General features: G+C 64.2%; 17 protein-coding genes. 11 read left to right on the top strand and 6 right to left on the bottom strand.

Going from position 1 to position 23,869, the window contains the following annotated elements; genetic code table 11:
- Positions 1-132 precede the first annotated feature (132 nt).
- The 8 genes from thrS (at position 133) to G452_RS0112155 (ending at position 10,482) form a co-directional block, all read left to right on the top strand.
- Positions 133-2,091, top strand: a complete 1,959-nt coding sequence (gene thrS / locus G452_RS0112190) for a threonine--tRNA ligase (RefSeq protein ID WP_022662545.1) — start codon at positions 133-135, stop codon at positions 2,089-2,091.
- Positions 2,054-2,602 (top strand): translation initiation factor IF-3, encoded by a 549-nt coding sequence (gene infC / locus G452_RS0112185; protein WP_081650592.1) that lies wholly within the window; start codon positions 2,054-2,056, stop codon positions 2,600-2,602. The genes thrS and infC overlap by 38 nt, the downstream gene beginning before the upstream one ends.
- A gap of 88 nt (positions 2,603-2,690) precedes the next feature.
- Positions 2,691-2,888 (top strand): 50S ribosomal protein L35, encoded by a 198-nt coding sequence (gene rpmI / locus G452_RS0112180; protein WP_022662543.1) that lies wholly within the window; start codon positions 2,691-2,693, stop codon positions 2,886-2,888.
- 91 nt (positions 2,889-2,979) lie between these two features.
- Positions 2,980-3,333 (top strand): 50S ribosomal protein L20, encoded by a 354-nt coding sequence (gene rplT, locus G452_RS0112175; protein WP_022662542.1) that lies wholly within the window; start codon positions 2,980-2,982, stop codon positions 3,331-3,333.
- A gap of 1 nt (position 3,334) precedes the next feature.
- Entirely contained in the window at positions 3,335-4,387 is a 1,053-nt protein-coding gene (pheS, locus tag G452_RS0112170; protein WP_022662541.1) for a phenylalanine--tRNA ligase subunit alpha, read from the top strand.
- Positions 4,388-4,408: 21 nt separating this feature from the next.
- Complete coding sequence (pheT, locus tag G452_RS0112165) at positions 4,409-6,805, top strand: phenylalanine--tRNA ligase subunit beta (RefSeq protein ID WP_022662540.1); 2,397 nt, start codon at positions 4,409-4,411, stop codon at positions 6,803-6,805.
- Between the two features lie 113 nt (positions 6,806-6,918).
- Positions 6,919-7,293: a MerR family transcriptional regulator gene (locus G452_RS0112160; RefSeq protein WP_022662539.1), complete on the top strand. Its 375-nt coding sequence runs from the start codon at positions 6,919-6,921 to the stop codon at positions 7,291-7,293.
- 111 nt (positions 7,294-7,404) lie between these two features.
- Positions 7,405-10,482 carry an AsmA family protein gene (locus G452_RS0112155; RefSeq protein ID WP_022662538.1) on the top strand — a complete coding sequence of 1,026 codons (3,078 nt, stop codon included), beginning with the start codon at positions 7,405-7,407 and terminating at the stop codon, positions 10,480-10,482.
- A gap of 109 nt (positions 10,483-10,591) precedes the next feature.
- Here G452_RS0112155 and G452_RS0112150 read toward each other — a convergent pair whose 3' ends face one another.
- Genes G452_RS0112150 through G452_RS0112130 form a run of 5 tightly spaced genes read right to left on the bottom strand, consistent with a single transcriptional unit; the run spans position 10,592 to position 16,173 of the window.
- Complete coding sequence (locus tag G452_RS0112150; RefSeq protein WP_022662537.1) at positions 10,592-11,494, bottom strand: DMT family transporter; 903 nt, start codon at positions 11,492-11,494, stop codon at positions 10,592-10,594.
- 1 nt (position 11,495) lies between these two features.
- Positions 11,496-13,043 carry a sigma-54-dependent Fis family transcriptional regulator gene (locus G452_RS0112145; RefSeq protein ID WP_022662536.1) on the bottom strand — a complete coding sequence of 516 codons (1,548 nt, stop codon included), beginning with the start codon at positions 13,041-13,043 and terminating at the stop codon, positions 11,496-11,498.
- 9 nt (positions 13,044-13,052) lie between these two features.
- Positions 13,053-13,646 carry an indolepyruvate oxidoreductase subunit beta gene (locus G452_RS0112140; protein WP_022662535.1) on the bottom strand — a complete coding sequence of 198 codons (594 nt, stop codon included), beginning with the start codon at positions 13,644-13,646 and terminating at the stop codon, positions 13,053-13,055.
- Positions 13,647-15,485, bottom strand: a complete 1,839-nt coding sequence (gene iorA / locus G452_RS0112135) for an indolepyruvate ferredoxin oxidoreductase subunit alpha (protein ID WP_022662534.1) — start codon at positions 15,483-15,485, stop codon at positions 13,647-13,649. It abuts the gene before it with no gap.
- 25 nt (positions 15,486-15,510) lie between these two features.
- Positions 15,511-16,173: a tetratricopeptide repeat protein gene (locus G452_RS0112130; protein ID WP_022662533.1), complete on the bottom strand. Its 663-nt coding sequence runs from the start codon at positions 16,171-16,173 to the stop codon at positions 15,511-15,513.
- Positions 16,174-16,463: 290 nt separating this feature from the next.
- On the opposite strand from G452_RS0112130, the gene G452_RS0112125 reads away from it, so the two are divergent.
- Both G452_RS0112125 and G452_RS19370 read left to right on the top strand, forming a co-directional pair.
- Positions 16,464-17,726: a glutamate-5-semialdehyde dehydrogenase gene (locus G452_RS0112125; RefSeq protein WP_022662532.1), complete on the top strand. Its 1,263-nt coding sequence runs from the start codon at positions 16,464-16,466 to the stop codon at positions 17,724-17,726.
- Positions 17,727-17,751: 25 nt separating this feature from the next.
- Positions 17,752-18,831, top strand: a complete 1,080-nt coding sequence (locus G452_RS19370) for a polysaccharide deacetylase family protein (RefSeq protein WP_022662531.1) — start codon at positions 17,752-17,754, stop codon at positions 18,829-18,831.
- An 84-nt stretch (positions 18,832-18,915) separates the two neighbouring features.
- On the opposite strand, the gene G452_RS19365 is transcribed toward G452_RS19370, so the two are convergent.
- Positions 18,916-21,528, bottom strand: coding sequence for a sigma 54-interacting transcriptional regulator (locus G452_RS19365; RefSeq protein ID WP_022662530.1), 2,613 nt, complete (start codon positions 21,526-21,528; stop codon positions 18,916-18,918).
- A gap of 295 nt (positions 21,529-21,823) precedes the next feature.
- On the opposite strand from G452_RS19365, the gene G452_RS19360 reads away from it, so the two are divergent.
- A complete protein-coding gene (locus tag G452_RS19360; RefSeq protein ID WP_022662529.1) occupies positions 21,824-23,563 on the top strand; it encodes a sensor histidine kinase in 1,740 nt (579 codons plus the stop codon).
- Positions 23,564-23,869: the final 306 nt, after the last annotated feature.

The following is a 23,869-nucleotide window of genomic DNA, read 5'->3' as shown; positions in this document are numbered from 1 at the left end:
GCTGGCCGCTCCGGCGCTTGACAGGGGGCGTGCATGGGTTTAACAACCTTCGTCTTCGGATGCTCCCCATTATATGTATTTCAAGGCGCAGGGGAACTGGATGATTTCTGCTCAGAAGACGGGAGATCAAACGTGCAGATCCAAGTGAACGGTCAGTCGGTGGAAGTCCAGGCCGGCGCCCCCTGCGGGGAAGCGCTCAAGCAAGGCCTGTCCAAGAAGCAGTTCAAGAATACGGTCGTCTGCCGCTGCGGCGACGCGCTTCTCGATCTTTCCACTCCCCTGCCCGAAACCTGCACCACCATCGAGCCCGTCTTCGCGGACAGCGAAGACGGGCTTGAGATCATCCGCCATTCCACGGCCCATCTCATGGCCGAGGCCGTGAAGAAGCTCTTCCCGGAGGCGAAGGTCACCATCGGCCCGTCCGTGGAAAACGGCTTTTATTATGATTTCGATTTCGAGCGCCCCTTCACTCCCGAAGATCTGGAGAAGATCGAAGAGGAGATGAACCGTTCCGCCGGCGCGGACAAGCCCTTTTCCCGCCGGGAAATGAGCGCGGCCGAGGCCAAGGCCTTTTTTGAGGCCCAGGGCGAATCCTACAAGGGCGAGATCATCGACGACCTCGGCGCGGATGTCTACTCCATCTACGAGCACGGCAGCTTCACGGATCTTTGCCGCGGCCCCCACGTGCCCCGGACCGGCCTGCTCAACGCCTTCAAGCTGCTCTCCGTGGCCGGGGCCTACTGGCGCGGCGACGAGAAGAACAAGCAGCTCCAGCGCATCTACGGCACGGCCTGGGCCAGCCCCAAGCAGCTCAAGCAGTATCTGGACCGTCTGGAAGAGGCCAAGAAGCGCGACCACCGCAAGCTCGGCACCCAGCTCGACCTCTTCTCCATCCACGAGGACGTGGGCGGCGGAATGATCCTCTGGCATCCCAAGGGCGCGCTGGTGCGGGCCATCCTGGAGGACTTCGAGAAGAAGGAGCACCTCAAGCGCGGCTACCAGTTCGTGCAGGGACCGCTGATCCTCAAGCGCGAGCTTTGGGAGAAGTCCGGCCACTACGACAACTACCGCGAAAACATGTATTTCACTGAGATCGACGAGCAGGCCTACGGCATCAAGCCCATGAACTGCCTGTCGCACATGCTCATCTACAAGTCGCGGATCCGCAGCTATCGCGATCTGCCCATCCGCTACTTCGAGCACGGCGTGGTCCACCGCCACGAGAAATCCGGCGTGCTGCACGGCCTTTTGCGCGTGCGCTCCTTCACCCAGGACGACGCGCATCTGCTCTGCCGCCCGGACCAGCTCCAGGACGAGATCATCGGCGTGGCCACCTTCGTCAAGGACGTCATGGGCCTTTTCGGCTTCGAGTTCGAGGCCGAAATTTCCACGCGCCCCGAAAAGTCCATCGGCTCGGACGAGGACTGGGAACGCGCCACCGAGGCCTTGAAAAACGCCCTGGAGGCCATGGGCTGGGACTACGACATCAACGAGGGCGACGGCGCCTTCTACGGTCCCAAGATCGACATCATCATCAAGGACGCCCTGGAGCGCCGCTGGCAATGCGCGACGATCCAGTGTGATTTTACCTTGCCAGACCGATTCGACTTGGTATATGTGGGCGATGACGGAGCACGCCACCGTCCCGTCATGCTGCACCGCGTGATCCTGGGCTCCATCGAAAGGTTCCTGGGCGTGCTGATCGAGCACTATGCCGGGGCTTTCCCGGTGTGGCTCGCCCCGGTCCAGGCTCGGGTGCTTACCGTTACGGACGCCCAGAACGAGTTTGCGGAAAAGGTCCGCTCGGTCCTGGCCCAAAAGGGCATTCGGGTCGAGGCGGATACCCGCAACGAAAAACTCGGATACAAGGTACGGGAGGCTCAGGTCGAGAAGATCCCGTACATGCTGGTCGTCGGTGACAAGGAAAAGGAAGCCGGGGCTGTCAACGTTCGCTGGCGCGACGGAGACGATCCCGGCATGTTGTCGCTTGAGGAAGCTGCGGATCTGATTTTGGCCGCGGCCCGTGAGCCCTTTGAACGAGGAGGAATGAGTTATAGCTTTTCGACGTCAGGAACGCCGATTCCCGCGTAAGGATGATGGCGTCCGCCGCAATGAGCGGATCAGAATTCCCAAGGTCCGTGTGGTCGACGAGGAAGGAAACCAGCTGGGCATTCTGCCCACCCAGGAAGCCTTGAACTTGGCCCGCGAACGAGGTCTCGACCTCGTAGAGGTCGCCGCAGCCGCCGATCCTCCTGTCTGTAGGATTATGGACTACGGCCGTTTCAAGTATCAGCAGCAGAAGCGACAGCAGGAAGCCAAGAAAAAGCAGACGGTCATCCAGATCAAGGAAGTCAAGTTTCGTCCGAAAACCGACGACCACGACTACCAGACCAAGCTGCGTAACATTGTCAAATTTCTCGAAAAAGGCGACCGCTGCAAAGTGACCGTGTTCTTCCGTGGACGAGAGATCGTGCACAAGGACAGGGGCCTTATGGTTCTGGAGCGGGTTATCGAGGACTTGAAGGAAATCTCCAAGGTGGATCAGCCGCCGTCCGCGGAAGGGCGGACCATGACCATGCTGCTCACACCCTCGAAGAAGTAGTCCGCTTCTTCCTGGAGCCCGAAAGGGCGTCCCGGAAAGCGAACGTGAAGAATGATCCGGGCCTCGGCCCGGAATCCAGGAGGATGTCATGCCTAAGATCAAGACCAACCGGAGCGCTGCCAAGCGGTTCGAGAAGACCGGGAGCGGCAAGTTTCGCCGCCGCAGGAAAAACCTGCGCCACATCCTGACCAAGAAGAACGCCAAGAGAAAGCGTCGTCTGGGTCAGGCCACCCTGGTGGATCGTACCAACGAGAGCGCTGTCCGTCGTCTGCTGCCCTACGTCTAGCCTGCGGGCTTGACGGTCGGATCAACCTGTTACACGTCCACCTGCCGCCGCCCGCAAGGGAGGGTGCAGGTACGAAGAGATGGAGGCTTGAATGAGAGTCAAGAGAGGCATGGCGGCCCGTCGTCGCCATAAGAAATATTTGAAGATGGCAAAGGGCTACCGCGGAGCGGGCAGCCGCCTGTACCGTACCGCGCGGGAACGCGTCGAGAAAGCGCTCTGCATGGCTTTCCGCGGCCGCAAGGAGCGCAAGCGCGAGTTCCGCAAGCTGTGGATCGTGCGCATCAACGCCGCCGCTCGCCTGCACGGCCTGTCCTACAGCAAGTTCATCAATGGCCTCAAGCTGGCCGGCATCGAGCTGAACCGCAAAGTTCTCGCCGACATGGCGGTTCGCGACAAGGACATCTTCGCCAAAGTCGCCGAGCAGGCCAAAGCCCATCTGAACTAGCATGTCCAAAGAATTGCAGTCCTTTATTGAAGGACTTGAGAGCCTGGCCCGCGATTGTGAACCGAAAGCGGGTCAGGCTCGCTCTTTGAAGGAGCTGGAGGAACTCAAGATCGAGTTCCTCGGCCGCAAGGGCCGCCTGGCCGCCATCATGGCGGACCTGCGCGAGCTTTCCGACGAAGACAAGCCCGCAGCCGGAAAAAAGGCCAACGAAGTCAAGACGGCGCTCACGGAGCAGCTCGAATCCCGCCAGAAAAGGCTGGAACGGGCCGAAACCGACGAGGGCCTTTCCCGCTTCGATCCCACCCTGCCCGGACGCAAGCCCTGGGCCGGTTCCCTGCATCCCGTGACCCTGGTCATGGACGAAATCTGCGACGTCTTCACCGGACTCGGTTTCGAGGTCGTCTCCGGGCCTGAGGTCGAAAACGACTGGTACAACTTCGAGGCCCTGAACATGCCCCCGGACCACCCGGCCCGCGACATGCAGGACACGCTCTACGTTTCCGACCGCATTTTGCTGCGCACGCATACCTCCTCGCTCCAGATCCGCACCATGCTGGACCGCAAGCCGCCCGTGGCCGCCGTCGCGCCGGGCCGCGTCTACCGCCGCGACTCCGACCTGACCCACACGCCCATGTTCCATCAGATCGAGGGCTTCCTCGCGGACAAGAACGTGAGCATGGCCGACCTGCGCGGAACCCTGGCCTCCTTCGTGCGCCAGCTTTTCGGCGCGGACGTCAGCGTGCGCTTCCGGCCGAGCTTCTTCCCCTTTACGGAACCCAGCGCCGAAGTGGACATTTCCTGCTTCAACTGCGGGGGCAAGGGCGAGAAGGACGGGAACACCTGCCGCGTCTGCAAGGGCACCGGCTGGGTGGAAATCCTCGGCTGCGGCATGATCGACCCCAACGTGTTCAAGTCCGTGGGCTATGATCCCGAAGAAATTCAGGGGTTCGCCTTCGGTCTCGGCGTCGAGCGCGTGGCCATGCTCAAATACGGCATCGGCGACCTGCGCATGTTCTTCGAGAACGACGTACGATTCCTTGAGCAGTTCTGCTAATTTCGCATCTCCGAGGCGCTTATGCTTGTCAGTTTGAATTGGCTGCGTGAATTCACGCCCTATGAAGGCGAGGCCCAGGCTCTGGGCGACCGTCTGACCATGCTCGGCCTGGAGCTGGAGGAAATCCGCGACCCCTTTGCCGAGCTGGCCGGGATCGTGGTCGGTTTCGTGGCCGAGTGCGATGCGCACCCCGAAGCGGACCATCTTTCGGTCTGCCGGGTGGACGTCGGCGACGAAGTGCTCGACATCGTCTGCGGCGCGCCCAACGTGGCCAAGGGCCAGAAAGTCGCCGTGGCCAAGGTCGGCACGACCCTGCCCGGCGGCCTGAAGCTCAAGAAGGCCAAGCTGCGCGGCAAGCCGTCCAACGGCATGATCCTCTCCGAACGGGAGATGGGCCTTTCCGAGGACCACAGCGGGATTCTGGTCCTGCCGGAGAACTCGCGGCCCGGCGACCTGTTCCTGGACGCCGTGGGCGCCGAGCGGGAAGTCCTGGATATCGACATCACGCCCAACAGGGCCGACTGTCTCTCGCACCTCGGCATCGCCCGCGAGACGGCGCTGGCCTTCAATCTTCCTCTGACGCTGCCGGAGCTGAAGCTCGTCGAGGGCGGCGAGGCCCATCGCCCCTTCGCCGAGATCGTCATCGACGATCCCGAGCTTTGCCCGATGTATTCCGCCCGCTATCTGCGCGGAGCGAAGATCGGCCCGTCCCCGTACTGGCTGCGCTATCGCCTGCACGCCGTGGGCGTCCGGGCCATCAGCAATCTCGTGGACGTGACCAACTATATTCTCATGGAACTGGGCCAGCCCCTGCACGCCTTTGACTGGGATCTGATGAAGGGCGACCGCGTCCGCATCGCCCCGGCCAGCGAGGGCATGACCCTGACCACCCTGGACGGACAGCAGCGCAAGCTGCTCGCCTCCGATCTGCTCATCTGGGACGGTGAGCGCCCCGTGGCCCTGGCTGGCGTCATGGGCGGACTGGACACCGAGATCAACGATCAGTCCAGCAACGTTCTGCTCGAAGGCGCGGTGTTCCGGCCCGGAACGATCCGCAAGACCGCCCGCCGCCTTGCGCTGCATTCCGAAGCCTCCTACCGCTTCGAGCGCGGCGTGGACCAGGCGAACACCCCGTATGCCACGGCCCGCGCGGCCCAGCTCATGGCCGAGCTTTCCGGCGCGCAGGTGCTGCCGCATGTTTCCGTGGGCGAACCCCGGCCCTGGCTGGAGCGGCACCATATCTTCCGCCGCAAGCGCCTCAATTCGCTCATCGGCATCGACTTCGAGCCCGCGTTCTGCAAGCAGGTGCTCGAGGGCATGGGCTGCGCCGTGGACGCTTCGGACGACGCTTCCTGGGCGGTGAGCAGCCCGTCGCACCGGCTCGACCTGGAGCGCGAAGTGGATCTCTTCGAGGAAGTGGCCCGCGTGCACGGCATGGACCGCATTCCGGAGAAGCTGCCCCGCATCTCCAAGTCCACCCAAGCCCGCATTACCCGCGACACGCCCTACGGCGTGAACCGCATGCTCAAGACCTGGGCGCGCGGAGTCGGCCTGCGCGAGGCCATCAACTACAGCTTCACGGGCCAGGGCGACCTGGACCTTCTGGGATTGCCCGCCGAGGGCCGCGTGGCCGTGGCCAACCCGCTCTCCGAAGACCAGAACGTGCTGCGCACGGCCCTTGCCCCTGGGCTTTTGAACAGCCTCAGGAACAACGTTGCCCAGAGCAACAACCGCCTGCGCCTCTTTGAAATCGCAAAGATATTCCAGGCTGATCCGGCTTCGGATACGGAAACCCGCGAGCAGAACCGTCTGGGCATGATCCTTTACGGAAGCCGCTTTGCCGAGGACTGGCCCTGGACCCAGGCAGACATCGACTACCTGGACATCAAGGGGTTGGTGGAGCAGCTGCTCGACCAGTTCAAGCTTGGCGCGGCCGCCTTCGCCAACGCTGCGGAGCATTCCTTCCTGGAGCCCTGCGTGGACGTGACCCTGGCCGGGCGCGCCCTGGGCGTCATCGGCAAGGTCAAGCCGGAAATCGCGGACAACTATCACGCCCGCAAGGAAGTCTGGCTCGCGGAACTCGACGCCGATCTCCTGGCGGAACTCATGGCCGCCAATGCCGTGCGTTTCAGCGAGCTGCCCAAGCTCCCGGCCGTGCGCCGCGACGTGACCTTCCAGGCGCCGCGCACCCTCACCGTGGGCGCGGTTCTCGATGCCGTGAACGCCGACCGTCCGGCCCTGCTGGAATCCTCGGCCCTGGTGGCCGTGTATGTTCCGGACGAAAAAGGCGAGACGCGCAACCTCTCCTTCCGGATGATCTACCGCCATGCCAGCAAGACCCTCAAGGACAAGGAAGTGGACAAGGTTCACAACCAGCTTGTGCAGAATCTCGTGAACAAGCTCGGCGTTTCGCTCTAGAGGGCTCTCGACAAGACCTGATAGGCCCGCGCGGACGTTCTCCGCGCGGGCCTTTTGCTTTTCGCGGCGGGAGAACACTTTCCCCGTCTGCGGCTCTCTGATATGGATCGGGCATGAACGATCTCGGCAAGTTCAAACGCTACCGGATCGGCGAGGCGGCCCAGGAACTGGGCGTCAAAACGTCGGTGCTTCGCTTCTGGGAAAGCCAGTTCGAGCAGCTTGTGCCCGTGCGCACGGCATCCGGCCAGCGCCTGTACACCGAGGAGCATCTCGGTCTGCTGCGCCTCATCAAATCCCTGCTTTACGACGAAGGGCTGACCCTTGAGGGGGCGCGCAAACGTCTGGAAGAGGGGGAACCCCGTGCAGACGGCGTCTCGCCGCCCGGCCCGGTTCAGATGCCGCAGCCGAGGGAATCGCTTCTGCTGCGCGAAGCCGCCTCAGAGCTGCGGGCGATTCTTGCGTTGATGCGAAGGCCGGAGCGGGAATAAGCTTCGGGTGGTTCGCGCTCCCGTGTTCCGCGTTCTCCTGTCTTTTGCCGATCCATGTGATTCCGCCATGAAAGCCACAATGTCCTCATCCTGTGCATCAGGAGAAATAGTGTGAGATTTCTCAAGATACTGTTCAAGATCGCCTTGATCCTGGCGGGCCTTTGCGTGGCCGGTCTTGCCGTGTTCGCGGCGCTTTTCGATCCCAACGACTATCGAGGCCAAGTGGCGGAACTCGTGCGCGAGCAGACCGGGCGGGAGCTGCTCCTGGCCGGACCTTTGGAGCTTTCGATCTTTCCCTGGCTGGCCGTGGAGGCCGAAAACGTGACCCTCGGCAACGCGCAGGGGTTCGGCGAGGAGCCCATGCTGCGGGTGGGCCGCGTATCCGTGGGGCTTCAGCTGTTGCCGCTGTTGTCCGGCGAGCTGCGCGTCGGGGGCGTGGAGGTGGACGGGCTGGAATTGCTGCTGGCCCGCAACGCAGAGGGCCGGACCAACTGGGACGACCTCTTGGAGCTTGCGGAGCGCCGAAGCGAGGCCCCAGCCCAGTCCGGAACTGCTGGGGATTCCGTGAAGGGCGGCGTGGTCGCCCAGGAAAGCGCTGCCGACGCGCCCTCGGACGAGGTTCCGTCCGGTTCCTTTCGCCTGACCGACGCCAGCCTGGACGGCCTGAGCGCGGAGAATGTCCGCCTTGTCTGGGATGATCAATCCGCTGCCGTCCGCTATGAGCTTTCCGGCGGCAGCCTGCATGTGGGCGAGGTGCGCTACGGGGCTCCCCTGGATGTGGAGGCCGAATTCGGTTTCGGACTCGACGATCCGAAACTGGCCGGGCGTTTCAAGCTCGCCGGAAATCTTGCCTTCGACCTGGACCGCAGCCAGTTCGCGGTGCCGCGCCTGACCTTGGCGCTTCGCGCCGAGGGCGCGGACCTGCCCGGAGGCGCTGCGGAAATCAGCCTTGCCGTGGATCAGCTGCGGGCCGACCTGGACAAGGGCACGGCCAGCGCATCCGCCTTCACCGTCCTCGGCTACGAGGCCCAGGTCAGCGGTTCCTTTTCCGTGCGCGACCTGCAAACGGCTCCGGCGGTCAGCGGCGTGCTGGAGCTCAAGAACTGCAATCCCCGTTACGTGCTCGCGGCGCTGGGCGCGCAGCCGCCGGAAACCGCGGACCCCGCCGCCCTGAGCGCTCTGGGGGCGACGCTCCGTTTCGACATGCTCCCGGACCGTCTGAACCTGCCGTTTCTCGCCCTGGACCTGGACGGGCAACATCTGGAAGGAAGCGCATCGGCCCGTCTGGATCAGCCCGACTATCTGCTGGTCCTGGATGGCGAGCATTTCGACCTGGATCGCTACCTGCCTCCGTCTTCTCCGGAACCGAACGCGACGGACGCTGCGGACGCAGGGCAGAGCTGGACTCCCATCGACGCGGATGCGGGCCGGCCCGTGGCGGAAGCGGGCGGCAACGCCACCAGCACCGCTTCCGAGCCGCAGTGGCTGACCAGCGTAAGGAAGATGGAACTGCGGACCACGTTGGGAATCAATAGGCTGCACGTCGGCAAGATGGATATTGCGGGCCTGCGGCTGGCCCTGCACGCCAAGCGCGGAGTCGTGGCCGTGGAGCCGCTGGACGTTCGCCTGACGCGGGGCGAAGACGAATATCGTCTGGTCACGGGCAAGGTCTTCGGCGACCTGCACACGTTCGGCGTGCGTGCGGATTCGTTCGGGCTTGCCGCGCCCGGCGGCGGCGTGTCCGGCTCCCTGTCCGCTGCGAATCTGCGGGAGGCTCCGGAAGCATCCGGCAAGCTGGCTTTGGAGCATCTGGACCTGCGCAGGCTCTCCCAGGCCCTGGGGGATCTTGTTCCCCTGAAACTGCCGGAAACCACAGACCCCAAGGCCCTGACGGATTTGCACGGAACCGTGGAATTCAGCTACGCGCCGGGCAACGTGGACGTGCCGGATTTCGAGCTGCTGCTCGACGGCAGTTCCCTGAAGGGGCGGCTGCGCATGCGGACCGACCCCGCGGTGTATGACGTCGTTCTGAAGGCGGACCGGCTGGATATTGACCGCTATCTGCCGCCGAAAGCAGAGGCGGCAAAGGACGCGGAAGCGGCTGCAAGCGCGCAGACTCACGGCTCTGCCGGGGGCGGCGAGGCCAACGCGACGGCACAGGACGGGAATGAGGAATCCGGACAATCCGATTTCCTGACCCAATTCCGCACCATGCGTGCGGACATGGATGTCGAGGTGGGCGTGCTGACCTGGCAGGGCTTGTCCTTCGCCGACATCAAGGGCGTCCTGCACGCGAGGGACGGCGTGGCGGAATTGGACCCCTGCCGCGTCTCCCTGGACAAGGGCCACCTGGAATTGGCCTGGAAGCTGGACGCGCAAGGGGAGGGAGCCAACAGCCTGACCGCCACGGTGCGCGCGCTCGCCCTGGGGCCGCTGCTCCAGCGTTTTGCCGGAATCGAAGATGCGCGGGGCACCTTGACCATGCGGACCATCGAACCTCTGACCTGGACAGGTCTGGATGCGGAGCGTTTCAAGCGCAGCTTCAGCGGCTCGGCGGGCTTCGCGGTGCGCGATGGCGAGTATCCCGGTCTGGACCTCTTCGAGATGCTCACCGTGGTGGACAAGCTGACCACGGCGGTGCTGGAGGGGGGCCGGGACGACAGCACCAGGTTCGGCGAGGTCACGGGCACGGTGGTAGCCCGCAAGGGCCGGGTGAATTGCGACGATCTCTGCGTCAAGGCTCCGGGACTGCGCGCCGGAGGAGCCGGATTCGTCAATCTCCCTGACGGCGGCATCGATTATCTCGTGCGGGCCATGGCCGTGCCCGACGCAAGCGGCCAGGGCGGCGCGCCCTGCGACGAATATTACGGCATTCCCGTGCCTGTGCGCATCACGGGCACGCTCGACGAACCGCGCTACCGCGTCAGCGCCGAGGAATACGCGGCCAGCGTGGCGCGCGGGGCCGTGGGGCTGCTGGGCGGCGTGGTCAAGGGCGGCGCAGAGGCCGTGGGCACGGTGTTGGGAACAGGGGCCGATGTTGCCCGAAGCGCGGCCAAGGGCGTTGTCGAAGGCGGACAGGATGCCATTCAAAGCGGATCCGATGCCGTGGGCGGCGCGGTGGAAGATTCGGCAAAGGGCGGCGTCAAAGCTGTCGAGGACTTTATCGACACCCTCAAGGACGCCTTCTAGAGCGGGGAAATCGCGCCGGGAAGCGAATACGTGCGCGGTTTTCGCGCGTCTTGAAGCCGGATCGCGCTTGCGGGGTCCGGCTTCCGCGTCCGGTTTCCACGTCCGTGGCTCAGTGCCGGGTCGCCGTCCAGATGCCGCCGATGATCAGGCCGCCGGAGGCGAAATGCACCCAGGTCACGGGTTCGCCGAGCAGCAGGGAGGCCTCGATTCCGCAGAAAAGCGGCAACGAGTAGTAGATGATGCCTGCCTTGGACGGGCCGATGCTGCCCAGAGCGTAGGACCAGAGCCAGTAGGCCGCGAGAGACGCGCCCAGGCCGATGTAGAGGATGGCGCTTACGATCCTGAGGTCGAAGTGCGCGGTCGCGCCGAGCGCCAGTTCCAGGGCGGTCCAGGGGGCGAGCAGGGCCAGCCCCAGGCCGAAGCTGGCCCCCAGCAGCGCCGTGGGGCCGATGTCGCGGGGCTTGCGGCGCACCAGAATGGAATAGCCTGCGAAGAGAAGCGCTGCCAGCAGCATCCAGAGGTCGCCGGGATTGGGGCGGATGGAGAGCAGCAGGGTCGGTTGGCCGCGCGTGATCAACAGCACCACTCCGCAGACCGCCGCAAGCAGGCCGCCGAGACGGGCCGGGGTCAGCGCCTCGCCCAGAAAGACGCGCGCGAGAACCAGGATGAACGCCGGAATGAAGGTGGAAATCAGCGAGAGGTTCAGCGCCTCGGTGGTATGCCCGGCCACGTAGATCAAGGTATTGAAGACCGTGACCCCGAGCAGGGCCGTGGCCGCGACGTAGCCCTTGTGGGCCAGCAGCGTCGGCATTTCCCGGCGCAGCGAGCGGGCGGCAAAGGGCAGCAGGGCCAGAAAGGCCACGCTCCAGCGGCAGAACGCCAGCGTGGCCGGGGGCACGGCGTCGGCCACGCCCCTCGCCACGATGAAGTTCCCGGACCAGATCACGGTGGCGGCCAACGCCGCGAGAGCGCCGCGAAGTGCGGGCGACGAGCCGGAGCTTGACGTATTCACGCTACTTCTTGCGCAGTTTGCCGCCTGCAAAGCGCTTCACGTCCAGTCCGTACTTCTTCACCTTGTAGTTCACGATGCGGTAGGAAACGCGCAGGTCGCGCGCGGCCTGGAGCATGTTGCCCCGGCTCTTCTTCAGGGCGTCCACGAGCAGTTCCTGCTCGAACTTGCCCACGGCCTCGCCGAAGGAGAGGTTGATCTCCGTGGAGGAGCTTTCCGCGGTCTGGAGCGTGGGCGGCAGGTGGTAGGTGCGGATGACCTCCTCCTCGCAGACGAGCACGGCGCGTTCCACGCAGTTGCGCAGTTCGCGGACGTTGCCGGGCCAGTGGTACATGCTCAGCAGCTCGATGGCCGGGGTGGAGATGCGCCGGATTTGCTTGCCGTACTCCTCGGAAAAATCCTGGAGGAAGAATTCGGCCAGGGGCAGTATGTCCTCGCGCCGCTCCTTGAGGGGCGGAATGAAGACCGGGAAGACGTTGATCCGGTAATAGAGGTCTTCGCGGAAGCGCCCCTGGGCGATGAGGTCTTCCAGGGGCTGGTGCGTCGCGCAGATCAGCCGGGCGTCCACGGCGATGGGAAGCTCGCCGCCCACGCGGGTGATTTCCTTCTCCTGGATGGCGCGCAGCACCTTGGCCTGGGCGTCCAGGGACAGCTCGCCGATCTCGTCGAGAAAGAGCGTGCCCTGGTGGGCAACCTCGAAAAGGCCGCGCTTGTTCTGGTAGGCCCCGGTGAACGCGCCTTTCTGGTGGCCGAAAAGTTCGCTTTCCACCAGCTCCGCGGGCAGGGCCGCGCAGTTGAGCTTGATCAGCGGGCGCTCCGAGCGCGGGCTGCCCGCATGGATGGCCTCGGCGAGCAGTTCCTTGCCCGTGCCGGACTCGCCGCGCAGCAGCACTGTCGCGCGCGAGGGGGCGACCTGCCGGGCCTGGCGCAGCACGAGCCGCATGGATTTGGACGCGGCCACGAAGTTCTTGGGCGGCTGCGCTTCGGGCAGGCCGGCGAGCCCCTGGTTGAGCAGGTGCTTCTGCATGGCCATTTCTTCCTGAAGCCCGGCCACCTGATGCGCGATGGTCGCGCCGACCACCTCCAGGAAGGTCTTGTGGCCTTCCAGCTCGTCGCTTGGCAAGAGCGGCAGGTCCACGCTGAGCGCGCCGAGGATCTCGTCCTTGTCGCGCGTGCGGTTGACCACGGGGATGCAGATGAAGGAAAGCCGGGTCAGTTCCTCGTCCGAGCGGCCGAAGGCGATGTTCAGGAAGTCCGGGTTGTCGGACATGCGCTGAACCACCACGGCCTTGCCCGTCTGGAACACCTGGCCGACCACGCCGCGCCCCGGAGTGTAGCTCACGGGGTCGGCTTTGGACGGGCTGTAGGTCAGCGAGAGCTTGAGGCTTTCGTCCTCAGGATCCATGATCACGAGAAACGCGCGGATGTAGCCGATTTCCTGGGCCAGGGTCTTGAGCAGGCCGTTGAGGTTCTCCTCAAGGCCGCCCTCCCGGCCAAGGCCGTCGAGGATGTGCTTCAGCGTGAGCAGATACTGATGGTCGGGTACGCCCACATGCGCTCCTTAGGCCACGGCTTTGCGGCCCAGTTCCAGGGCCTTGAGGTTGATTTCGGCGATCTTCGGCTTCATGTCGGCCTTGATGGCTTCTTCCAGGGCGTCCGGCCCGAAGGGAAACGCGCCGCCTTCGGCGGCCGCGCCCAGCAGGGCGATGTTGCCGCTCTGGGCGGCTCCGGCCTGGATGCCGATGGTCTGGCAGGGAATGTACCAGGCTTTCCCGGTCCATTCGGCGATGCGGGCGCGCACGGCGTCCAGATCGGGGCAGGCGTGCTGTCCCGTGGCCACGGAGAGGGGCGGAATGGCCTCGGAGCTGGAGAAGACCAGCCCGTCGCGCCGCAGATAGGTCAGGGCGCGCAGGCTTTCCAGCGGTTCGAAGCCGAGCAGGATGTCGGCCTCGCCCGGCCCGATCTTGGGGCTTTTCAGCCCGATGAGCAGCGTGGATTCCACCACGCCGCCGCGCTGGGCCATGCCGTGGATTTCGCCGGAAGTGACGGGCAGACCGCGCAGCAGCGCGGCCTTGGCCAGGAGGGTGGTGGCGGTCAGGGTTCCCTGTCCGCCCACGCCGGTCATGAAGATGCGAAGCGGCTTGACGTTGCTCATCTATGCACCCCTCTTGCGCGCCTTGATATTCTCGGAGAGCTGCACGCAGACCATGCAACCGTTGCACATCAGTTCGTCGATGGACATCTTGCCGTCGCAGAGGCGGAAAGCGGGACAGGCCAGCTTTTCCAGCACGCCTTCGGAGGCGTCGTAGCCCGCATCCACATAGGCCGCCATCTTGGGCTTCTTGCGGTAGACGCGGCGGGCGAAGAGCGGGCAGGGCTCCTCGGTGAGCAGCACGCGAACGCCCTTGGCCCGGCGAAGCTCTTCGAGCGCGGCCTTGGTCTTTTCCACGTTCAGCGGGTTGACCTTGAGGAGGTTGGTCACGCCGCAGCCGCGGCAGACCGCCTCGATGTCCACCTTGGACGGATTTTCGCCCAGGTTGGTGGCGTCCACGCCGGGGTTGGGCTGGTGTCCGGTCATGGCCGTGGTGCGGTTGTCCAGGATCACCAGGAGCAGGTCGTGCTCGTTGTAGACGGCGTTGATCAGGCCGGTGACGCCGGAATGGAAGAAGGTGGAGTCGCCGATGAAGGCCACCACGGTCTGGCCCGTGGCCTTGGACAGGCCCGAACCCGCGCTGACGCTGGAGCCCATGCAGAGCAGGAAGTCCGCGCAGGACAGGGGCGGCAGGATTCCCAGGGTGTAGCAGCCGATGTCCGAGGAATAGACCGCGTCGTTGCCGAAGACCTGGCGCACCGCGTAGTACGCGGCGCGGTGCGGGCAGCCCGCGCAGAGGTTCGGCGGGCGCATGGGCAGGCCCTCGGCGGGCTCGCAGGAGGCGCAGACGAATTCGCCCTCGCCCGCGAGGGATTTGACGGCCTCGGCCAGCACCCCGGTGTTGAATTCGCCGAAGCGGGGCAGCATCTCCTTGCCGTGGACGGCCAGGGAGAGCTTGTTCTTCTGCGCCAGGACGCGCACTTCGTTTTCAAGGATGGGCTCCAGCTCCTCGGCCACCAGGACCGCGTCCAGGCCGGAGAGGAAATCGAGCACCAGCTTTTCCGGCAGGGGCGCGCTCTGGCCCAGCTCCAGCACCTTGACCTTGCCCGTGAGACCGCTGTCCAGCAGGGCGTCGTGGAGGTAGGCCCGGCTGATGCCCGTGGCGATGACGCCCAGGCTGCCCTGGCCGGAAACCATATTGTAGGCGGAGGTTTCCGCCTCGGCCCGCAGGGTTTCGATGCGCTCCAGGAGGCGGGTGTGCATGGGCCGGGCAAAGGCCGGAATGGGCACGAAGAGCGACGGGTTCTTGGCGAAGCCTGCGGGCTTGGCCGGAGCGCTCACAGGGCCGCAGACCACGGGGCCGCGCAGGTGGTTCACGCGGGTGGTGGTGCGCAGGAGCACGGGCGAGCCGGTCTTGCGGGAGAGCAGCAGCGCGTCGCGGGTCATGTCCTTGCATTCCTGGGCCGTGGACGGCTCGAAAACCGGCATGCCCGCGAGGCGGGCGTAGTAGCGGTTGTCCTGCTCGTTCTGGCTGGAATGGCAGCCGGGATCATCCGCGGAAAGGAGCACGAGCCCGCCGGGCGTGCCCGTGTAGGCAAGGGTCATCAGGGGGTCGGCGGCGACGTTCACGCCCACGTGCTTCATGGTGCACAGGGTCATGGCCCCGCCGAGGGTGGCGCCGCCCGCAACTTCCAGGGCGACCTTCTCGTTGACGGAATATTCGAAGGTATAGGCGCCGTCCGGGGAAAGGCGGAAAAAGGTGTCCGGCACTTCCGAGGACGGAGTGCCGGGATAGCAACTGACGAAATTCACGCCCGCTTCCACGGCACCGCGCACGATGGCTTCGTTGCCGAGAAGAAGGAGCGTCTCGCCCGGCCCTGCGGCCAGGAGTGGATGAGGCATATTCCCTCCCAGGGTTGGAGTTCGCCTATTGAGCGGCCTGAAGGCGACTGATCTTGTATTTGAGGTATTCCGCGTCCGCGGTCTGTCCGCCGGAGAGCAGCGCCTGATAGGCTTCCAGGGCGGCCTGGGTGTTCCCGGCCTGCTCCGCGGCCGCGGCCACGATGCGGTTCACCGGGGCGGCAAAGGATTCCGGCGTGTCGGCGCGCAGCCCCTGGGCCATGGCCAGGGCTTCCTCGGCCTTGCCCGCGAGCAGCAGGGTCCGGGCCTTGCCGAGCTTGGCCAGGGCCAGCAGTTCAGGGTTTTCGAGACGCGCGATGAGCTGGTCCCAGGTCTGGACCGCGTCGTCGAGCTGGCCCATCTGCATCTGCGCCCCCACCAGCTCGAAGGTGGCTCCGTTGCGCACGCCTTCGGGGGCGTCCGCGACAAAGTCCTTCAGCGCGTCGATGCGCTCCTGCGCGCTGGTGGTCAGCAGGATGTTGCCCAGCTTCTCCTTGGCGGAGGAATGCGTGTAGGAGTTCCAGAGCGTCACGCCTGTGTAGATGGCGGCGACGGCGATCACCACTCCCGCGACTCCGGCGATGACGTGCTTGTAGCGCATCAGGGCGTCGAAGATGGGCGTGGCTTCCTTGGTGACTTCGTCGGCCAGCTCGTGCGGCTCGATCGGCTTTTGCGTGATGTTGTCAGACATGCGTCCCTTCAGCCTCCGGTATTGCGTGTAGTTGGAAGTCGCGGAAGCAGTTAGTAAGCAAAATTGTAAAAAAGGTCAAAGCAGAACATGCGTGAGGAGCAAAAAAAGCTCGGAAGAACGGCGAAGCCCTCCGAGAGCGAGATGCAATTTACAAAAAAGGAAATCGCATGTCCACGAAAAGCGTGAAATATTCGGCCCGCGTTGACAGCAGCGGCTTCGGGCGGTAGCGATGTGCACGGGGGGCGGCGATCCGTTCCCGCAGAACATTGCAAGATTTCCTTGGAGGTTGCATGAGCATCAAGCATGAGGTCCGCGAGATCGGGCGCAAGGCCAAAGAGGCCGCACGCAAGCTCGCTTCGGCAGAGGGCAGCGCCCGAACCGGGGCGCTGAGCGCCCTTGCAGATTTGCTGGAGTCCGAGCGCGAGTTCGTGCTCCGGGAGAATGCTCGCGATCTTGCGGCAGCCGAAAAGAACGGACTCGACCGCGCACGGATCCAGCGCCTGACCATCTCCGAGAAGGTGCTCGGCGCGATGATCCAGGGCTGCCGAGAGGTCGCGGCCATGCCCGATCCCCTGGGAGAGATCGAATCCCTGGGCAAACGGCCCAACGGAATGCTCGTGGGCAAGATGCGCGTTCCTCTCGGCGTGGTGGCCATGATCTACGAGTCGCGGCCCAACGCCACCGTGGACGCGGGCATTCTCTGCCTGAAGGCTGGCAACGCCACGATCCTGCGCGGTGGGTCCGAAGCCTTCCATTCCAACCAGGCCCTGGCGTCGCTGATGCACCTGGCTCTGGAAAAGGCCGGGCTGCCGCGCGACGCCGTGCAGGTGCTGCCGACGACGGACCGCGAGGCCGTCAAGGAGATGCTCAAGCTTTCCGAATATATAGACGTGGTCATCCCGCGCGGCGGCGAAGGGCTCATTCGCGCCGTGACCGAACAGGCGACCATGCCCGTGCTCAAGCATTTCAAGGGCGTGTGCCATATCTTCGCGGACGACAGCTGCGACCTGGACCGCGCCGTGGAGATCATCCACAACGCCAAGACGCAATATCCCAGCGGCTGCAACGCCTTGGAATGTCTCCTCGTACACGAGCGCGTGGCTCCGGGGCTCCTGCCCCGCGTGGCCGAGCGCCTTGGCCGCGACCGCGTGGTCTTCCGCGCGTGCGAACGTTCGCTGCCGCTCCTGGGCGACAAGTACGCCGAACCCGCCACGGACGAGGATTGGGGCAAGGAGTATCTGGATCTGGCCCTGGCCGTGAAGGTCGTGGCCGACATGGACGAGGCGCTGGAACACATCGCCCGCTATGGATCCAACCACACCGAGGCCATCCTGACCAATGACCATGCCCGGTCCATGCGCTTCCTGCGCGAGGCGGACGCCTCCCTGGTGGTGGTCAACGCCACGACCCGTTTCAACGACGGGGCGCAGCTCGGTCTGGGCGCGGAGATCGGCATCTCCACTTCCAAGCTGCACGCCTACGGGCCCATGGGAGTTAAGGAGCTGACCTCGACCAAGTTCGTGTTGCTGGGCGAAGGCCAGATCAGGCAGTAGCCTGCGGGGCGTTGCCGGGAGATTCATGCTGACCATCCATCGGAATCGCAGCAAGTCGTTTCGACTGGTTGCAGCTGTTTTTTGCGTGATTTTGGTCGGGTGCGCCGGTCGCGTCGGGCTTGCGGAGAATCATGGCGGGGCCGAATCCTTCGGCTCTCGTAAAATTCTGGAAACGCTCTGGACGCCGGATCAGCTCCGGGGCGGCGATCACGACATCGCCCGCATGACCCTGGACGCGCCGGACCTCCGACCGCCGGAGCGGACCGAGCCGCTGCACGAGCTGCCGCCCGTGCCGGAAGCATTGCAGAAGGTCATCGTGGCCGTGGAGCCCGAAGGCGGGGAAAAGGTCGCCGCCCTGACCTTCGACCTTTGCGAGCGAGCGCCCCATTTGGCGGGGTATCGCTTCGACCTCGTGAACTTCCTGCGGGAGAACAACATTTCCGCCACGTTCTTCGCGGGCGGCAAATGGATGCGGTCCCACCCGGACAAGACCATGCAGCTCATGGCCGATCCGTTGTTCGAGCTGGGGAACCATGCCTGGACCCACGGGAACCTCGCGCTGATGAACGAGGAAGAGATTCGGGAACAACTGCTCTGGACGCAGGCGGAATACGAGATTCTGCGCGAGCGGCTGGCGGAGCGGGCCAAGCTGCGCGGCGTTTCCGGCGAGATGCGCCTCGTGCCCGAATCCCTGCGGCTGATGCGCCTGCCCTACGGGCGCAACGAAGCCCGGACCCTGCCGGTGATCGCCTCCCTGGGCCTGCCCGTGATCGGCTGGAGCGTGGAGGGGGAATCGAGCGGTCCCCACGGCGGCAGCGGTCCGGAGGCCATTGTCCGCTACGATTTGCGACAGGCGCGGCCTGGGGTCATCTACCTGATGCACGCCAATGCCGTGCCCAAGACCACGCAGACCGTGGTCCGGGAACTGGTGCCGCTTCTCCAGGCCCGGGGCTACCGCTTCGTGACGGTCAGCGAGCTGCTGCGGATGGGCAAGCCCGTGAAGGTGGAGATGGGCTACTTCACCACCCCCGGCGACAACCTTTTTCTGGATGCGCTGTTCGGCGGCAAGGGCACGCTCGGCCGTACGGACAAGGTAAAATACTGACGAGTCTGCGACCCGACCGCTGAGGCAATGCGACCGGAATCCATAGGGATCCCGGTCGCTTTTTCATGGAGCGGGAGAACGGATTCAGCCCGCCAGAAGCCGCGCCTTGGGGTTGATTACATACTTGGTGGCCGGACCGCGTCCTTCCTTGATGAGCACCCCTTTCTTCACGAGATCCTGAAGGTCGTAGATGGCCGTCCGCGAGGCCAGCTTGCCGCCCACGATATCCTGATAGTCTCCGCGCGTGATGGTTCCGCGCTTGCGGATCAGGGGCAGGGCGCGTCTTTGCCGGCGGTTCAATTCCGGCTGCGACTGGGGCGTTCCGCTTCTTTCCTGTTCCGCTGGCGCAGAGCGTCCGGCCGGCTCCCTGTGTTTGGGCTCGGCTGCGGCGTAGTCCGGCTCGTCGGGCGTCTCGCGATCCTCCTCGGCAAGCATCGGCTCCTCGCCCGTGGAAGGAAGCGCATCTTTGGACACGCTCTGATCCAGAGGGGAGACGTAGCTCAAGCCCTCGATTTCCAGCCGGATCTCGTCCGCCTGGATCACATCGGACTCTGCCATGACCGCGGCGCGGGTGATGCTGTTGATCAGCTCGCGGATGTTTCCGGGCCAGTGATAGCCCGTCATCTTGCGCAGCGCGCCCTTGCTCAGGCTCAGTCCCTCGCGGTTCACGAGCTGCTCGGCCTGCCGCAGGTAGTGCAGCGCCAAGGCGGGGATGCTCTCCGGGTGTTCGCGCAGGGCCGGTGTCTGAATGGCCAGGACTTTGAGGCGATAGTACAGATCTTCGCGGAACAGTCCTTCCTCGATCATTTCATTGAGATCGGCGTTGGTGGCGCAGATCAGGCGCACGTTCACGTCGATTTCCGTATCCTGTCCCAGCGGCTTGATCTTGCGCATGGCGATGGCCCGGAGCAGGGCCTGCTGGACCTTGGCGGACGCGGACTGGATTTCGTCCAGGAAGAGCGTGCCGCCGTCGGCTTCCAGAAAGGCTCCTTTGCGGTCGGACTTGGCCTCGCTGAACGCGCCTTTCACATGGCCGAAAAGGGCGTCGAGGAGCAGGTTCTCGTCGAGCGCGCCGCAGTTCAGCGAGATGAAGGTGGCGTCCGCGCGCCTGCTGTGGCTGTGTATGGCCTCGGCCACGAGCTGCTTGCCCGTGCCCGTCTCGCCCATGATCAGCACGTCCACGTCCACCTGCGCGGCCTTGGCGATGTCGCCCTTGAACAGGGCCATGCGCGGTCCGACTCCAACGATTTCGGGCATGTCTCCTTGCAGCACTTCCTCCAGCATGGCGAGATCGCCTTCCAGCCGGGCGCGTTCCTTGAGGTTGACGTGCTCGATGGTCTCGTCCTTTTGCCGGATCTGCTCCATCTGGTCGCGCATGCGGTCGATCATGCCGTTGATGGCGGCCTGGAGGCGCGCGGTCTCGTAGCCGGATTTGGGAAGTTCAAGGCGCTGGAGCCTGCCTGTGGCCTGCATTCCGGAAACCGCGCGGGTCAGCCGGAAGATGGGGCCCATGGCCAGTCGGCTCATGGCATAGACGAGCAGGGAAAGCAGCAGGATGCTGCCCAGGGTGATGACGAGCATGACGTCGAGATATTTGTATCCCGCGGTCACGGCGAGCTGGCTCCGGTCCACGTAGGCGGCACCGGCATAGACGATGGGAGGGGCGTCCGGGGAAAGCTTGAATCTCACCGGAGCCCAGGAAAGATAATAGTTGGCGACTTTTGCCGAGTTGTGCCCGTCGTCGCGCAGCTTGGCGATGCCCGCGCGGCCTTCCGCGCCCTCGGCGACCATTTCCCAATAGTCGCCATGGGCGGTGCTCGGCCGGAAGGCGCAGGCCAGGTCGGGCCGGCCCAGCGTGCCCTTGTAGCCGGAGCGGGCCAGGAACGTGGTCAAATCGGCTTCGGGATGGTCCATGTCGCCGGACTGGAAGAGAATCCAGCCCTGGTTGTCGAAGAGGAAGCTGAAGCGCACCTCGTCGGACCGGGGATATCCCCAGAGCGGGGATTGGCGGGAGTTGTAGAGCGATAGGATGTTCCGCAGCTCCGAGGCGCGCACGGCCAGGGAAAGGAAGCCCGGAGCGGTCTTGCCGGGCGCGGTGTAGGGGGTCACGAAACGGATGATCTTTTCCGCGATGCGGTGATTGGCGTTCTGCTCCGTGGGGAAGGGATACTCCATGTCCAGAATGTCCGAGGGATGGACTTCCCCGGGGGAAAGCCGGGGCAGCCGGTCGAGATGCAGCAACGGGTTGGGCCGGATGTGGTTGATGCTCGATCCGGGCACGCTGTATGTCCGTCCGTCATTGACCACGAGCAGGATATGGTCGTCTCCATCCGGGGAAAGATACGCGAATTCGGAATATTGGATGCCGCCGGATTCTCTCAGGTCTTCGAGCGTCTTGAGCATGGCCGCCTCGTCCAGGGGCTGGCGCGAGGCCATGAGCAGGTCGCGGCGGCACTGGTCCAGAAAGCGTTCCACGGCGTTGGCCTGGGCCAGATCCCGGATGCGCACGTTGCGCTCCAGGGCGATATCCATATAGTCTGTTGAAAGTCGGTAGGTTACGTAGCCGGTGGTCATCAGGATGATCACCAGGCAGGGAATCACCGTGACCATCAGTTTGGCTTTGAGGTCCAGCGAGTGGAAGAATCGGACAAAGGAGCGTTCTCGTCGGGGGGCGTCGGGGTCCGCGTTCCTGAACATCAGTCTCTGCCTCCGGGAAGTGTCTCGCAAGCCTGCGGCGGTCACGCCAAAAAGAGCATTAGGAAGCCATTATGAAAGGACATACCGAATCGCATTAGCTATCCGGCAATAGGGCGTCAATGATTAAACGCAATGGCATGGCCGTTGCTATATTTCTTTTGCGGAAATGGCGATTGTTGCGCGGAATTTCGTGCGGAAGCGGAAAGCCTTTGCCGATGGGGCGGAAGCTGGGCAGCATCGGTAAAAAGCCGCATGCGCCGCGATTGCGGCGGCGGACCAGGAAAGGACGGAAGCCATGGTCAAGGACAAAGGAAAGGATCAACGAAAAGGGGGGCAGGACTCCACGGGGGAGGGCAATCCGTTTCGCGGAATCCGCAAGCGGCTGCTGGCGGTGATGGTCATCGCCCCGGTGGTGCCGTTTCTGTTCGTGTTGCTGGTCGGGCAGGCCGCCTTCGTCAATTCGGTCAAGAGTTCCACCGTGGGAGCCATGCGCCGCATCGTCGAGGATCATGGCCGCATGATCGACTCCTATCTCGAAGAACGTCGGGCCGATCTTGAAATGCTGCTCGATACCGATGGAGGGCGTGGACTCGAAAACCAGTCCGACCTGGAAAACCGCTTGCGGCATCTGCGCCGGAGCTGTCCCGCCTTCGTCGATCTCGGCTTTATCGCGCCGAACGGCGTGCAGCAGGCGTATGCCGGACCGTACGACCTGTTGGGCAAGGATTATTCCAAGGCTCCCTGGTACACGGCCACCCTGGAAAAAGGATACCACGTCAGCGACGTTTTCCTGGGATATCGCAACGAGCCGCATTTCGTCATTGCAATTTCGCGCCAGGAGGCCGCAGGACGGATCGTGTTGCGGGCCACGATGGATCCGCATCGCTTCAGCGGTTTGGTGGAGGGCATCCGTTTGGGCGTCACGGGCGAGGCCTGGGTGCTCGACGCGGAGGGCCGCTATCAGACCGAGCCGCGTTCCAAGGCCCCGCTTTTGTCCCAATCCGACCTGCCGAAGCTGGGAGCGCTGCCGAAGCGGGCGGTGCACGTCTATGCGGCCGAAGATGCCGACGGCAAGGAATATCTGTATTGCACATCCTGGATCAACGACGGCAAATGGCTGCTCGTGGTCCGACAGGAGAAGGACGACGCCTTTGCCGGGCTTCAGGAGGCGGCGAGCTGGATCGCGGCCATCCTGTTGTTCGGCGGCCTGCTCATCGCCGCGCTCGCCTTCATGCTCAGCACCCACATCGAGCACGCGCTCAGTCGCGTATTCCTCGAGAAGGAAACCCTTCGCAATCATCTCTACCGAGCGGCACGGCTTGCGGAATTGGGAGAGATGACCACGGGCATCGCCCATGAAATCAACAACCCTTTGCAGGTCATGAAGAGCGATCTTTCCTATATGGAAATGGTCATGAACGACATGGTCGAAAAGAATGACCTCAAAGAGGGCGAGGAGAGCAAAGAATTGCGCACCTCCTTGGAGCAATTGCGCATTCAGATCAGCCGTTGCGCAAAGATCACGCAAGCGATCCTCAAGTTCGGCCGCCAGGGGGAATCCGTGGTGCAGGATATGGACGTCCGTTCCTTCCTGCCGGAAATCGTGGGCATGATCGAGGAAAAAGCCGCGGTAAACGGAATCCGCCTCGAACTGGAGCCGCTGGATCGTCCTCTTTTCGTTCGGGCCGATCCCGGCCAGGTGCAGCAGGTGTTGCTCAATCTGCTGAACAACGCCCTGCACGCCGTGGAGGAGCGGCATCCGGAAGGCGGCGGATTGGTGACCGTGTCTTGCAGTCTCGGCGAGGACGGCATGGTCGGCATCGACGTTCGGGACAACGGCTCCGGCATCAACCCGGAAAACATGGAACGCATCTTTACCCCGTTCTTCACGACCAAGCCCGTGGGCAAGGGCACCGGGCTGGGGCTTTCGGTCTGCCACGGCATCGTGGACCGCATGGGCGGGCAGATGGACGTGCGGAGCACCAAGGGCGTCGGAACGACCTTTACGGTACGTCTGCCCAGGCCAACGAAATAACGTTTTTTGCAGTATTCGGCCCCCTCCCGGCCCGTCGGAACCAGTCGCGTTCCGGCGGGCTTTTTTGCGCCCACTCTCCCGCCTGCACGAGAGCTGCGAAAACCGTCCGCACGATCGGCCTGTATGTCGGGCATGGCGTTTTTGCACGATTGCGCGAATAAACACTTAAAATGTATAAGAAAAATCATGGCACATGGCTTGCTTTGTCTCTGTGCATCGAGGCGGTCGCCGTGCGGGTTTGCGAGAATTGCGAAAGGCGAGCGGCAAAGGGTGATCCCCGGCAGAGGCGTCAGCCCAAAGGCAGCA

It is taken from the genome of Paucidesulfovibrio longus DSM 6739 (assembly GCF_000420485.1).
GTDB lineage: Bacteria > Desulfobacterota > Desulfovibrionia > Desulfovibrionales > Desulfovibrionaceae > Paucidesulfovibrio > Paucidesulfovibrio longus.
This window is presented reverse-complemented; position numbering and strand designations above follow the sequence as displayed.

What these genes read in the sequence shown, in the direction of transcription:
- pheS (WP_022662541.1), top strand. Translation starts at nt 3,335, where the DNA reads ATGTCCAAAGAATTGCAGTCCTTTATTGAAGGACTTGAGAGCCTGGCC.
- pheT (WP_022662540.1), top strand. Translation starts at nt 4,409, where the DNA reads ATGCTTGTCAGTTTGAATTGGCTGCGTGAATTCACGCCCTATGAAGGC.
- G452_RS19370 (WP_022662531.1), top strand. Translation starts at nt 17,752, where the DNA reads ATGCTGACCATCCATCGGAATCGCAGCAAGTCGTTTCGACTGGTTGCA.
- rplT (WP_022662542.1), top strand. Translation starts at nt 2,980, where the DNA reads ATGAGAGTCAAGAGAGGCATGGCGGCCCGTCGTCGCCATAAGAAATAT.
- G452_RS0112160 (WP_022662539.1), top strand. Translation starts at nt 6,919, where the DNA reads ATGAACGATCTCGGCAAGTTCAAACGCTACCGGATCGGCGAGGCGGCC.
- G452_RS0112140 (WP_022662535.1), bottom strand. Translation starts at nt 13,646, where the DNA reads ATGAGCAACGTCAAGCCGCTTCGCATCTTCATGACCGGCGTGGGCGGA.
- G452_RS0112125 (WP_022662532.1), top strand. Translation starts at nt 16,464, where the DNA reads ATGAGCATCAAGCATGAGGTCCGCGAGATCGGGCGCAAGGCCAAAGAG.
- G452_RS19365 (WP_022662530.1), bottom strand. Translation starts at nt 21,528, where the DNA reads ATGTTCAGGAACGCGGACCCCGACGCCCCCCGACGAGAACGCTCCTTT.
- G452_RS0112130 (WP_022662533.1), bottom strand. Translation starts at nt 16,173, where the DNA reads ATGTCTGACAACATCACGCAAAAGCCGATCGAGCCGCACGAGCTGGCC.
- G452_RS19360 (WP_022662529.1), top strand. Translation starts at nt 21,824, where the DNA reads ATGGTCAAGGACAAAGGAAAGGATCAACGAAAAGGGGGGCAGGACTCC.
- rpmI (WP_022662543.1), top strand. Translation starts at nt 2,691, where the DNA reads ATGCCTAAGATCAAGACCAACCGGAGCGCTGCCAAGCGGTTCGAGAAG.
- iorA (WP_022662534.1), bottom strand. Translation starts at nt 15,485, where the DNA reads ATGCCTCATCCACTCCTGGCCGCAGGGCCGGGCGAGACGCTCCTTCTT.